General features: G+C 30.3%; 8 protein-coding genes. All 8 read left to right on the forward strand.

Annotation, left to right across the window (positions count from 1 at the left end; translation table 11 throughout):
• The first annotated feature begins 22 nt into the window (after window positions 1-22).
• The 8 genes from CLOBL_RS14395 to CLOBL_RS14440 all read left to right on the forward strand — a co-directional run bounded on the left by CLOBL_RS14395 (window position 23) and on the right by CLOBL_RS14440 (window position 13,685).
• On the forward strand, window positions 23-1,747 hold the full coding sequence (locus tag CLOBL_RS14395) for a CocE/NonD family hydrolase (RefSeq protein ID WP_077859670.1): 1,725 nt from the start codon (window positions 23-25) through the stop codon (window positions 1,745-1,747).
• A gap of 246 nt (window positions 1,748-1,993) precedes the next feature.
• Entirely contained in the window at window positions 1,994-2,902 is a 909-nt protein-coding gene (locus tag CLOBL_RS14400) for an ROK family protein (RefSeq protein WP_077859671.1), read from the forward strand.
• Window positions 2,903-4,566: 1,664 nt separating this feature from the next.
• On the forward strand, window positions 4,567-5,403 hold the full coding sequence (locus tag CLOBL_RS14415; protein ID WP_077859674.1) for a PRD domain-containing protein: 837 nt from the start codon (window positions 4,567-4,569) through the stop codon (window positions 5,401-5,403).
• Between the two features lie 204 nt (window positions 5,404-5,607).
• The gene (locus tag CLOBL_RS14420) at window positions 5,608-7,470 is read left to right on the forward strand and encodes a beta-glucoside-specific PTS transporter subunit IIABC (RefSeq protein WP_077859675.1); all 1,863 of its coding nucleotides are present in this window, start codon (window positions 5,608-5,610) and stop codon (window positions 7,468-7,470) included.
• Between the two features lie 19 nt (window positions 7,471-7,489).
• On the forward strand, window positions 7,490-8,944 hold the full coding sequence (locus CLOBL_RS14425; RefSeq protein ID WP_077859676.1) for a glycoside hydrolase family 1 protein: 1,455 nt from the start codon (window positions 7,490-7,492) through the stop codon (window positions 8,942-8,944).
• A 74-nt stretch (window positions 8,945-9,018) separates the two neighbouring features.
• On the forward strand, window positions 9,019-9,960 hold the full coding sequence (locus CLOBL_RS14430; protein ID WP_077859677.1) for a 2-keto-3-deoxygluconate permease: 942 nt from the start codon (window positions 9,019-9,021) through the stop codon (window positions 9,958-9,960).
• 403 nt (window positions 9,961-10,363) lie between these two features.
• Window positions 10,364-12,211, forward strand: a complete 1,848-nt coding sequence (locus CLOBL_RS14435) for a beta-glucoside-specific PTS transporter subunit IIABC (protein ID WP_077859678.1) — start codon at window positions 10,364-10,366, stop codon at window positions 12,209-12,211.
• Between the two features lie 19 nt (window positions 12,212-12,230).
• Window positions 12,231-13,685 carry a glycoside hydrolase family 1 protein gene (locus CLOBL_RS14440; protein WP_077859679.1) on the forward strand — a complete coding sequence of 485 codons (1,455 nt, stop codon included), beginning with the start codon at window positions 12,231-12,233 and terminating at the stop codon, window positions 13,683-13,685.
• The last annotated feature ends 61 nt before the right edge of the window (window positions 13,686-13,746 follow it).

Here is a 13,746-nt window from a genome sequence, read left to right on the forward strand (position 1 = left end):
TAATAAGATAGGTGGTAATATTATGGATGTAAAGGAATTTATAAAACAAATTAATGATAAAATTCTTGAAGAATTACCTGATGCAACTCATGAGGTTGTTAAAAGTGAAATGATTAAAGTTAGAATGAGAGATGATGTATCACTGGTTACTAAGGTATATTTCCCAAATGGTGATGGACCATGGCCAGTTATATTAGTAAGATACCCATATCCTAATAATGAACCAATATACTATGCAGCATACAGTCATTTTGTTGAACATGGATATGTACTTGTAATGCAGTCAGCACGTGGAACTGGAGATTCTGAAGGGCAATGGGAGCCATTTTTTAACGAGAGAAATGATGGCATAGATACTGTAAATTGGCTTGTTAAGCAAAAATGGCAGAATGGAAACATAGGTATGTTTGGAAGTTCTTATTTATCATTTTGTCAATGGATGGTTTCAGATTCACTACCAAATGAAGTAAAAACTTTGGTTATAGACTGTTTTGGAACTGAACGTTATGAACAAATTTATATGAACGGCATGTTTAGGCAAGATATTTATACATCTTGGGCTTATGGTAATTCAGGTTTAAAGCCAAACACTCTTCCAGGAGAATTATATCAAAAAGGGATTTATATGAGGCCGCATATTGATGCCGATAAAGAGCTGTTTGGAGGTGAAATTCCTTTTTATCGAGAATATCTGTCAAATGTAGCGAGTTCAAGTGAATATTGGAGAAAGGGTATCTGGGCTCAGCTTAAAGAAATTCCTTCAAAAATTAAGATACCAATGCTTTTAATTGATGGCTGGTTTGATCATCATTTAGATGGATTAGTAAAGGGATATTTTAATTTAAGTGAAGAAGTAAAAAAGAAGAGCCGTTTAATAATTGGACCTTGGGATCATATGGGTAATAGTCCAGGAGAACTAGAGTATTTTAATAATAGAATTATGGGAACTTTAAATGTTAGAGCAGGCTTAGAATGGTTTGATTATATGTTAAAAGGAAAGCCTTATAACTATAAAGTCGGAAGTATTGATGCTTATATTGTTGGTAAAGACCAATGGGAATCCTTCGAGGCTTGGCCTCCTAAAGCAGAAATTTACACTATGTATTTTGAAAAGTCAGAAGAGAAATATAAAGGTGGAATTTTATCAAAAAATAAGCCATGCAATGAAGAAAAGTTAGAATATAAATATGATCCTGATAAATATATTATTACAAATGGAGGTACAGCATTACTTGCATGGATTACACCAGGATATGGTGATATTAAACATGGAGCCAGGTTACAAGAAGAACCAGGATATAGAGATGACGTATTAACTTTTATGTCAGAAGAATTTTCAGAAGATAAAAAAATAGTTGGGAACATAAAAGTTAAGTTAAAAATCAGCACAGAAGCAGAAGATACAGCTTTTGCAGCTAAAGTCATGGTTGTACTTCCTGATGGGCGTTCATTTAATATATGTGATGGAATTAGCAGTTTGGTTTATAGAAATAGAACAGATCATGCACTTGAATATGTTCCAAATGAAATAGTGGAAGTAGAAATTGAAGCTTGGCCTGTAAGTTGGTGCATAAGCAAGGGATCGAAAATACGCGTTGACATTTCATCGTCGAATTTTCCAGCATATAACAATCATACTAATAAAGCAGGAAATTGGGCAAAGCAAAAGGACGTATTAATAGCAAATCAAACAGTTTATACGGGAAATATAAATTCATCATTTATTGAACTGCCAATAATAAAATAATTATGTTTATATAAGGTGATAATGTAGTACAGGTGTTGTTTTAAACTAGAAAAGCACAATATATAGAGATTAGTTTGTAGTATTATCTCAGATTGTTGTTCTTATGGGTGTTTTGGACAACTCCTGTATTATGTGATTTATGGAATTGCAGAGAAAGGGCTTTATATAAAATATTAATTTGAATTAAGGCACATGAAAATAAATAGAGAATTGATTTAGACAAATTATAAGTTAAGGAGAAAAGAGATGAAGTATTTAGTTTTAGATATTGGAGGAAGTGCTATTAAATATGCGCTTATAACAAAGGAATTAGAATTTATTGAAAAAGGAAAGGCACCAACTCCTCTGGATAGTATTGAAAGTTTTATAGAGGTAGTTGGTGGTATATATGATAATTATAAGAATGAGATAGAAGGTATGGCTATAAGTATGCCTGGAGTTTTAGACAGTGAAAAGGGATATGCTTATTCAGGAGGTTTTTTAACGTACAATAGTGGAAAAGAAATTGTGAAGATTTTACAAGAAAGATGTCCAACAAAGATAACAATAGAGAATGATGGAAAGTGTGCAGCACTTGCAGAAGTCTGGAAAGGCAGTTTAAAAGATTCTAATGATGGAGTAGTTATTGTCCTTGGAACAGGTGTAGGTGGAGGTATCATAAGGGATAGAAAACTACATAAGGGAAAAAACTTTTTTGCAGGTGAATTTAGTTATATAGGAACTAATGTTAATAATACTGAAAATATTGAAAATTTGTGGGGATTTATTAGTGGTTCTAAAGCATTAATAGATGCTGCTGCAAAGGCTAAAGGTATACAATCAGAAGATCTAGATGGGTATAGAGTATTTGAGTATGCAAATAAGAAGGATGATAATATTCTTAAAATATTAGATGATTTTACGTATAAATTAGCAGTTCAAATTTTTAATTTACAATGTGTTTTGGATCCAGAGGTATTTGCAATTGGCGGAGGGATAAGTGCTCAAGATATATTAATAGAGTATATTCAAAAAAATGTAGAAAAATATTGTGAAAGCTTTGAAAATTTTAATGGGTTTAATTTTTATGTTCCAAAGCCTAAAGTTGTTAGGTGTGAATATAGAAATGATGCTAATCTTATAGGTGCTTTATATAATTTTATAATTCACAATTAGTCATATTTTTGATTTTAGGAGTTAAATGTTACAATATAACATATAAAACTATAATAGTGCATTTTTGCACTATTATAGATAAAAAATAAATAAAGATATATTTAAAATAAATGTCAGTATATAGTGGATTTCAAAGGTCACGTTTCGCCTCCACCATGAAACCCACGAAAATCTAAAATTTGGATTTTCGTGGGTTTATTTTAATTTATGTTAAGTTAAATCTTGAGAATTGAAATAATAAATGAAATAAAAATATCTTGTATATTGTTAAATATAAAATAGTAAATTTAATGATATATTGAATTATCGTTACTTCTAGACTGCCTTTTTAGATTTAGTTGTAATATTAGAGATGCTGCAATCAGCATTATTAAAAATATTAATATCCATATATAACTCAAGCAAATATATTTTATTATTAATCCTGATAATAAAGGAGAAATGTATTTACCAGTACGTGCAAATACGTTTGCTAAGGAACTAATCCTGCCAATATGAGTTGAAGGTGAATTTTCTGATAAATATAGGGAAAAACTTATTGAGTAAAATATTTCACCTAATGCCCATATTAGTGTAGCAATTATTAGAGAAAATAGATTATGAGTGATAAAATACATCCCAAAGCCAATGGCGTATAAAAATCCAGATATAGCTGTGTTAAATAAAGTTTTAACTTTTAAGGGTATTTTGGTTATTATAGGTGTTAATAAAATAATTGTTAAGGCATTTGTTATCATTAATAGTCTTCATTGGAAAAGTGATTACTACTATATTTTCATACATATTAGAAAACACTCCAAGTGAATAGAAATTATTATTTGGGTAAATTAAATTTAGCAAATACAAGGTTAAATGGTGGATTACATTTTTAATGTTGAACATGCATATAAGTTTCATTCATGGCAGGCAAATCTATTTAAGCAAGCTAAAGTAGATTATCTCTATGCTGGAATAATGCCATGCATATCTATCTGAAGCCTTAGTTATGGCAAAGGCTACGTAAGAAACCAATATTCCATATATAATTAGCTTTATGATAAGAGGTAATGGCAGATTATTAGATGGAACACCTATAATAAGTGCAATTGAGACCATAGATAAAAACACAAAAAAATCCTATCTGTTATATGACCAATTGTGTTCATCCTAATGTTGTTATCAATGCAATAAATAAACCTTTTAACAATAATAAGATTATTAAAAATAGATTCATTGGTTTGCAAGCTAACGCGTCAGATTTTAAACTAGAGGAATTAGATAATTCTAAAGAACTGAAGTCATCACGGCCTAATGAATTAGCAAGTAAAATGAAAATATTATATAATAATAATTTTAAAATTTTTGGAGGTTGTTGTGTGGAACAGATCAGTCACATTTAAAGCAATTGCATTAATGTTAAAAAGCAATTAGTTCCAAAATGGTAAATAGATGCTTGAATAGAGTATATAAAATTATAATTTTTAGTAAAATTTATAGTTATTTATTAATCAAAAAATGCTATTGACATATGTCTGTTTAAATGGTACAGTATACGTATACACAGTGAATGGACTGTTACTGACTCGATCAGGCATGACCAATTTGTAGATTATTATATCTATAGATTGGCTTTTTTTGTTTGATAATATGATTATTATTTTATGGTTAGAATGGTGATGATGAAAATGAAGGTAATCAAAAAGTTAAATAATAATGTTGTTTTAGCACTAAATAAACATAATGAAGAAATTATTGTTGTTGGAAAAGGACTTGGATTTCAAAAGACACCATATGAGCTTAAAGATGAATCGCTTATAGAAAAAATATATGTGATTCCTAATAATACGAGAGCAGCTGATATTCTAGATTCTATACCAGCAGAAATCATTGCAGTAACAGAAAAAATAATAAACTATGGAAATAAAGTGCTGAATAAAGAATCAAATTCTACTATATTTTTAAGTTTATGCGATCATATAAATTTTGCAGTACAAAGAAATAAGGATGAAATGGAAATAAAGAGTCCCCTTTATTGGGAGATAAAACATTTATATCCTGACGAATATAAGGTTGGACTTAAAGCTGTAAATATAATTAATAAAGAGTTAAAAATTGAAGTTAGCATAGAAGAAGCTTCATTTATTGCACTACATTTTATAAATTCACAAATAGGTGCAAAGGATATGGGAGAAACCACTAAAATAACTTCGATTACTGGAGAAATCTTAAATATAGTAAAATATCATTTTAAAATTAATTTTAATGAAGAATCTTTTAATTTTACTAGGTTTGTAACTCATATTAGATATTTTATTTTAAGACAATTAAACAAAGAAAAATTAGAAAATGATGATGAATTTATGTATGACTTAATGAAAAAAAGATATATTGAAGAATATAAATGTGTAAAGAAAATTGAGAATTATTTATATAAGAACTATGACTGGACTTGTTCAGCAGATGAAAAATTATATTTAATGATGCATATACAGAGAGTAAAATTAAGAGAAAATAATATATAAGGACTGTTACTGATTCGATCAGGCATGACCAAAATAACGTTACTTAAGGTACGCTTATTTTGGTCTTTTTTATTTAAAAAAATTGAGAATAAATTTAGATAAAGTATCAAATTTAGATGCTAGCGTAAATTTGATTAATTATATATAAATCTTGTTATAAAAGATAGTTACAATTTACAAAATATAATTTTGGGAGATGATATTATGACAAATAAAGATATAGCCCTAAAAGTTTTAGAATTAATTGGCGGTGAGAAAAATATCTCAAATGCAACTCATTGTGCAACAAGATTAAGGTTAGTGCTTAAAGATGATTCTAAGGCAAATTTGCAAGAAATAAATAAAATTGAAGGTGTTTTAAAAGCACAAAATAGTGGAGGACAGCTTCAGGTAGTACTTGGTGGTAAAGTTGAAAAAGTATATGATGAGTTTGTAAGAATAGCTAATATAAGTAATACTTCATCGGATAATCTTGTAGAAGCTAAAAAGAATCCAGTAAACAAAGCAATAGAAACTATAGCAGGTGTGTTTACACCGATTTTACCAGCTCTTGTTGGCTGTGGAATGCTAAAATGCTTATCCTCAATAATAACAGTAACTGGAATTATTGATAGCAAATCAGGATTTATAACTATATTTAATATGATAGCAGATGTTATATTCTACTTTATGCCATTTTTCTTAGCAGTAAGTTCAGCTAGAAAATTTAAGACTAATGAGTATTTAGCTGTTGCACTTGCTGGATGCTTAATACACCCAACAATACTTACAGCTGCGTCTAATATTGCAACTACAGGGGTAAGTACAATTGATTTCCTAGGAATGCCAATATTGCTTGTTAAATATACATCAACAGTAATTCCTATTATATTATCCGTATGGGTAATGAGTTATGTATATAGATTTATAAATAAATTCATACCAGAGATGTTACAAGTAATTTTAGTGCCAATGTTAGTACTACTAGTGATGGTACCTCTAGAATTAATAGTTCTTGGGCCTTTTGGTTCATATATTGGTACATGGTTATCAAATGTGATAAGCTTTCTATTCTCAGCCAATGGTATAATTGCAGGATTTATTTTAGGATTCTTTAGACCAATACTTGTAATGTTTGGTATGCACTATTCAATTATGCCAATGCAAATTCAACAAGTAGCAGAAACAGGATATACAGCAATGCTTCCAAGTGCTCTTGCAGCAAATATGGCGCAAGCTGGAGCAGTATTTGCAGTGTTTATGCTAACAAAAAATAAGACAATGAAAGCAGCTGCAGGTTCAAGTTCAGTTTCAGCAATTTTTGGTATAACTGAACCAGCAATTTATGGAGTAAATTTAAAATATAAGAAGCCATTTTTTGCTGGATGCTTAGCAGCAGGAATTGTTAGTGGTTTTTTTGGAATGGTAAATGCTAGTGGTACAGCTATTGCAGTACCTGGTATATTAAGTCTTGGAACATATCAAGCAAATAAGTTTATCTATATAATAATTGGTACTGTAGCAGCATTTATTTTAGGAGCAGTATTTACATTTATTGAAAGAATTAATGAGGATTCTATCGAGGAAACAGCAAATAATAGAATTGAAAACCAAATTGATTCGCAAGTAGTTTTTGATGAGCTGATTAAAAGTCCATTAGAAGGAAACTTAAAGGATATATCAGAAGTTAATGATAAAGTATTTTCAGAAGGAATAATGGGAAAAGGTGTTGCTATTGAACCAAAGGTAGGGAAGGTTTTAGCTCCATTTGATGGAACAGTTGAGGCGTTATTTAACACAAAGCATGCAATTGGCCTAAAGTCAAACAATGGAGTAGAAATGTTAATTCATATTGGATTAGATACTGTAAATTTAGAAGGTAAATATTTTGTAGCTCATGTCACAAAGGGGCAAAATATAAAAACTGGAGATTTACTCGTAGAATTTGATATTACTGCTATACAAAAAGAAGGGTATGATATTATAACACCAGTATTGGTTACTAATGTTGAAGAATATAAAGATATCATTCCAACTAAGGTTGGACCAGTTTCTACAGGAGACGAAATTATTAAAGTAATTAAGTAAGAAAGGATAGAAGGAAATTATGAATAAAGGATTTTTAGAAGATTTTTTGTGGGGAGGAGCACTGTCTGCATGTCAGGCAGAAGGGGCATATAATGAGGATGGAAAAACACTAACAATACCAGAAGTAATGAAATTTAATGCGAAAAGTGATAGAAAAGTTACAAGACAAATGCAAATAACAATGGAAATGATAAGAGAAGCACAAAATGATCCCGATACAATAAAATATCCTAAACGTAGGGGGATAGATTTTTATCATACATTTAAACAAGATATTGCTTTATTTGCAGAAATGGGCTTCAAAGTTTTTAGATACTCTATTTCCTGGGCACGTGTATTTCCAAATGGAGATGATAAAGTGCCAAACGAAAAAGCCTTAAAATTTTATGATGATGTAATCGATGAATGTCTTAAATATAATATGAAGCCATTAATAACAATATCTCATTTTGATATGCCAATAGTACTAATAGAAAAGTTTGGTGGATGGTATAACAAAGAATTAATAGATTTATATTTAAAATATTGTGAAGTTATATTTAATAGATATAAAGGAAAAGTTCAGTATTGGGTTACTTTTAATGAAATAAATATGAGTGTTAAAGCTGGAGCTAAGACTTTAGGAATATTAAATGAAGGACAATCAAATTATGAGGAAATGTTATTTCAAGGCTTGCATCATCAATTTGTAGCAGCTTCTAAAGCTACAAAATTAGCTCATGAAATTGATAAAGACAACAAAATTGGAAGTATGGTTGCATATTTTACAACATATCCATACTCTTGTAAACCAGATGATGCCTTAGCAATGCAAAGTGATGATCAAATGAAAAATTTATTTTTCTTAGATGTTCTAAACAAGGGTATTTATCCGTATTATTCTAAAACATATTTTGAAAGGAATAATATTAATATAAATATTGAAGACGGGGATTTAGAAATTATTAAACAATATACAGCAGATTTTATTGGTATGTCATATTATAATTCAATGATTTCAAGTAGTGATGGGGAACAGTTAGAGCTTACAGCGGGAAATGTTCATAGTGTATTTAAAAACCCTCACTTACCAGCAAATGAATGGGGATGGCAGATTGACCCTGTAGGATTAAGATATACCTTAAATCATGTTTATGACAGATATAATGTACCTATTTTCATTCTAGAGAACAGTTCTGGATTTGTTGATAAATTAAATGAAGATTTTACGATAAATGATCCTTACCGTATAGAATTTTTAAGGCAACATATTGAGCAAATGAGACTTGCAGTTGAAGATGGAGTAAATGTTATAGGATATACTATGTGGGGGCCAATTGACATGATTTCTTCAAGTACTTCTGAAATGACTAAACGTTATGGATTTATATATGTGGATCAAGATGACTATGGCAATGGAAGTAAAAAGCGTTACAAAAAAGATTCATTTTATTGGTATAAAAATGTAATTAAAACAAATGGAAGAAAATTATAAAATGAGCATATATTAAATTTTCGCTGCCTTTAAAAATAAATAATGAAGGTGGCGAAAATAATTAGGAGGAATTAATGGATATACTAAATAAGATGAAAAAAATCCCGGGAGGATTATTGATTATTCCAATGTTATTAGCAGCAGTAATTAATACCATTTGTCCGCAAATACTTCAAATAGGGAATCCGACTACAGCTTTATTTACAAACAAAGGGACGATGGTTTTACTTGGGCTTATGTTATTTTTTTCAGGGACACAGTGCAAAGTTTCTCAAATAAAAACTATGATCAAAAGATCCGGAACTTTATGTTTAGTAAAAATTATAATAGCATATGGAGTTGGAATTTTTATTAATAAATATTTTGGAGAAGAAGGGTTTTGGGGAATATCAGTAGTTACAATTATAGCTGTTGTAACAAGCTGCAATCCAGGTTTATATTTAGCACTTGTTGATAGCTATGGCGACGAAGTTGACGCTTCAGCATTTGGAATATTAAATTTAATTGTAGTACCTGCAGTACCTATTACCATATTAAGTTCTACAAGTGGACAAGGAATAGATTTTAACACTATAATCGCTACATTATTTCCATTCATACTAGGAATATTACTTGGGAATTTAGATGGAAATTTTAGAAAGCTATATTCATCTGGAACAGCAATATTGCTGCCATTTATGGGTATAAGTTTTGGAGTAAATATTAATATAATAGTAGCATTGAGGGCAGGAATATCAGGTATAATAAGCACAATTTTATTTTATATAATTTGCTTGATACCATTACTTATTATAGATAAAAAAGTAATGAAAAGACCAGGTTATGCTGCAACAGCTATGAGCTCTGTTGCAGGATTGTCATTAGTAGTGCCAACTTTGGCAGCAGAGCTTAATCCGGTTTATGAAAAATTTATTCAAGTATCGATAGCTCAAATTGCATTTGTAGTAATATTGACTACAATAATAACTCCTATAATTACACAGAAGATAATAATGAGCAATAAAATTAATGAATAAACTGTTGAGTGTTTTTGATAGAAAAATAATATGAGATAAATTGATAATAAACTAAAGTGAGGTGGGCTTCAAAGGTCGTGCTTCGCCTCCACCATGAAACCCACGACCATTTGTATGTGGCTTGAATAGATGCTTACAGGTGGTCACGTTTTTTTATTGTCACGGGTAGTATCACAATAATTTAACACATGCTGAAAAAATAATTTGTGAAAATGTTGACGTTTACTTTAGTTCGTGTTATACTTCATTCATAACATAAAAGTATATAAATATCAGGCATGTGACTGGTAATGCAGGCAGGACTTGAATAGGCTAATATTATATTAGTTTATTTGAGTCCTTTTTTATCTTGGCCAAATAAAAAAAGTCTGTGAACATTATTTAATGAGAGGAGACAAATAATATGAGTTACAAAGAAGTAGCAGCGAAGATATTAAAAGCAGTAGGTGGAGATGAAAATGTTGAACATTTGGAACACTGCTCAACAAGATTGAGATTCAACCTTATTGATAATAACAAAGTAAAAGTGAAGGATCTTGAAAGTATTCCAGAGGTAATTGCTGTTAAGCAAAATATACAATGCCAAGTAGTTATTGGAAATGCAGTTGTTGAAGTATATGATGAGGTTAAGAAACTTATTTCTGATAAAGGAGTAAATAATAATAATAGTAATAAAGAGAAAAGAAAAGTAGGCGCAATAATTTTAGATTTTGTTATAAGTGTATTCCAGCCATTGATTCCAGCTATAGCTGGAGGTGGTATTTTAAAGTCACTTTTAATGCTTTTAAACATGCTCGGAATTCTATCAAATACTACATCTACATATAAGATATTAAATTTTGTTGGTGATGCACCATTATATTTCTTACCACTATTAGTAGCATTTACAACTGCTAATAAAATGAAGGTAAATCCATTAGTTGCAGTATCTGCTGTTGCAGCACTGTTAACACCTAATTTAGCTAAGATGCTTGGAGATGGAACTTTACTTTTTAATATACCAGTGCAGAATATAAACTATGCATATCAAGTTTTCCCAGCAATATTATGCGTATTATTATATTCACAATTAGAAAAATTCTTTAATAAAATTAGTCCAAAGGTTATTCGTAGCTTTTTCGTTCCAATGATGTCATTACTTATAACTGTACCAGTAACTTTGCTTCTTCTTGGGCCAATAGGTTTTAATTTTGGTCAAGGGTTTGCAGCTGTAATCTTATTTATTTTTGGTAAATTTGGTTGGCTAGCAGTAGCAGTTTTAGCAGCATTCTTGCCATTTATGGTTGTTACAGGTATGCATAAGGCAATGATTCCTTACGTTGTTACCTCTTTAAGTCAATCAGGTAGAGAATTAATATATAATGCTGCATCACTTGCACATAATATTTCAGAAGCAGGCGGATGTTTTGCAGTAAGTATTCGTACAAAAGATAAAGCGTTAAGATCTACTGCTGTATCAGCAGGTATATCAGCACTATTTGGAATTACTGAACCAGCATTATATGGTGTTACAATCTTACATAAACGTGTACTTTATGGTGTAATGGTTGGGTCTTTTATAGGAGGTGCTTTTTTAGGAATTCAAGCTGTTGAAGCATATGTAGCAGTAGGCCCTGGAATCGCAAGTTTATCTATGTTTATTTCTGAAACATTACCAAATAATCTGGTGAATGCAGTAATAGGATTAGGGATTTCATTTGTAGCTTCATTTATTGCTGTAGCAGTTTTATGGAAAGAACAAGCACCTAGTAATAAGGAAGAGATAAAAATCGAGAGTAAAGAAGATATAAAAATCGAGAATAAAAAAGAAGAATTTAATGCACCGCTAGAAGGAGAATTAATCCCTTTAAGTGAAGTAAAAGATGATGTGTTTTCTAATAAATTAATGGGCGAAGGCTTTGCAATAATTCCATCTATTGGAGAACTATATGCTCCAATAGATGGTACAATTGAAATGGTATTTGAAACAAAACATTCTTTAGCAATGAAGTCAGAAGATGGTACTGAAATTTTTTTTCATGTAGGATTAGAGACAGTGAATTTAAAAGGAAAATATTTTAAACCAGAAGTATCTGTAGGTAAAAGTGTAAAGCAGGGAGATTTATTATTAAGCTTTGAGTTAGATAAAATTGTTGAAGAAGGATTTGATCCAGTAACTTCAGTAATTATTACAAATAGACCAGATGCTAAGATAGAAACTATAGAAAGTAAAAAAGTTAATAAGAGCGATAAAGTATTTACAATAAATTAGATAGGAGTTGATGTATAAAATGTCATTTAGAGAAGATTTTTTATGGGGTGGAGCAATCTCAGCTAATCAAGTAGAAGGGGCCTTTGATGCTGATGGGAAAGGAATGTCTGTAGCTGATGTAGCAAGTTATAAGCCAAATCTTAGTGTAGAGGATTATGCTGGTCACAATAAGGTTACTACCAAAATGATACAAGAAGCTATGGAAGATAAAACTACGAAATTCTATCCAAAGAGAAGGGGAATTGATTTTTATCATCATTATAAAGAGGATATCGCTTTGTTTGCTGAAATGGGCTTTAAGGCTCTAAGAATTTCTATTGCTTGGACAAGAATTTTTCCAACAGGAGAAGAAAGTGAACCAAATCAAGAAGGAATTAAATATTATGAAAGCATATTTAAAGAACTTAAGAAACATAATATTGAACCAATTGTAACGTTATCACACTATGAAATGCCTTTGCATTTAAGTTTAAAATATAATGGATGGGTAGAGCGAAAATTAGTTGATCATTTTGTTAAGTTTGCAAAAGTTTGTTTTGAGTCTTTCGGAGATTATGCTAAGTACTGGTTGACCTTTAATGAAATAGATAGTGTTGGAAGACATCCATTTACAACAGCAGGAATTATTCCAGATAAATGTGCAGAAGGAAAGCTTAATGAAGCTATTTATCAAGCTTTGCATCACCAATATGTTGCAGCAGCTTTAGCAACAAAGGAATGCAGAAAAATCATTAAAGACAGTAAAATGGGATGCATGTTAACAAAGCTTACAACATATCCTAATACTTGTAATCCAGAAGATGTATTGCTTTCGTTAAATAGTAATTTAGGAAATCATGTTCATGCTGATATTCAGATATTTGGAGAATATCCTAGATTATATAAAGTATTCTTGAAGAATAATGGAATCAATATTAAAATGGAAGAAAATGATGAAGAAATATTAAAGGAGAATACAGCTGATTATCTATCTTTTAGTTATTATATGTCAAGAACAGAGTCGGCGGATACAACTAAAGAAAAAGCATCTGGAAATACTATAATGGGTGTGAAAAATCCTTATCTGCCTTCTACAGAATGGGGTTGGCAGATAGATCCAGTGGGCCTTAGAATATCATTAATTGAACTATATGACAGATATAGAATTCCATTAATTATAGTAGAGAATGGTATGGGTGCTAAAGATGTTATAGAAGAAGATGGAACTATTCACGATTTATATAGAATTGATTATTTCAGAGAACATATAAGAGAAATGAAGAAAGCTGTGGAAATGGGTGTTGATTTAATAGGATATACCAGCTGGGCACCTATCGACTGTATAAGTGTTTCAACTTCTCAGATGAGTAAGAGATATGGATTTATATATGTTGATCAAGATGATGAAGGAAATGGAACATTGGAAAGAAAAAAGAAAGATTCTTTTTTCTGGTATAAAAATGTTATAAAAACAAATGGAGAAATTTTAGAATAAAGATAAGGGATGTGAAAGAAAATAACAAGTCAAATATACTAGCATACTGACTTGGTATTTC

The organism is Clostridium sp. BL-8 (assembly GCF_002006495.1).
Lineage (GTDB): Bacteria > Bacillota > Clostridia > Clostridiales > Clostridiaceae > Clostridium.

What these genes read in the sequence shown, in the direction of transcription:
- CLOBL_RS14420 (WP_077859675.1), top strand. Translation starts at nt 5,608, where the DNA reads ATGACAAATAAAGATATAGCCCTAAAAGTTTTAGAATTAATTGGCGGT.
- CLOBL_RS14435 (WP_077859678.1), top strand. Translation starts at nt 10,364, where the DNA reads ATGAGTTACAAAGAAGTAGCAGCGAAGATATTAAAAGCAGTAGGTGGA.
- CLOBL_RS14430 (WP_077859677.1), top strand. Translation starts at nt 9,019, where the DNA reads ATGGATATACTAAATAAGATGAAAAAAATCCCGGGAGGATTATTGATT.
- CLOBL_RS14415 (WP_077859674.1), top strand. Translation starts at nt 4,567, where the DNA reads ATGAAGGTAATCAAAAAGTTAAATAATAATGTTGTTTTAGCACTAAAT.
- CLOBL_RS14395 (WP_077859670.1), top strand. Translation starts at nt 23, where the DNA reads ATGGATGTAAAGGAATTTATAAAACAAATTAATGATAAAATTCTTGAA.
- CLOBL_RS14440 (WP_077859679.1), top strand. Translation starts at nt 12,231, where the DNA reads ATGTCATTTAGAGAAGATTTTTTATGGGGTGGAGCAATCTCAGCTAAT.
- CLOBL_RS14425 (WP_077859676.1), top strand. Translation starts at nt 7,490, where the DNA reads ATGAATAAAGGATTTTTAGAAGATTTTTTGTGGGGAGGAGCACTGTCT.
- CLOBL_RS14400 (WP_077859671.1), top strand. Translation starts at nt 1,994, where the DNA reads ATGAAGTATTTAGTTTTAGATATTGGAGGAAGTGCTATTAAATATGCG.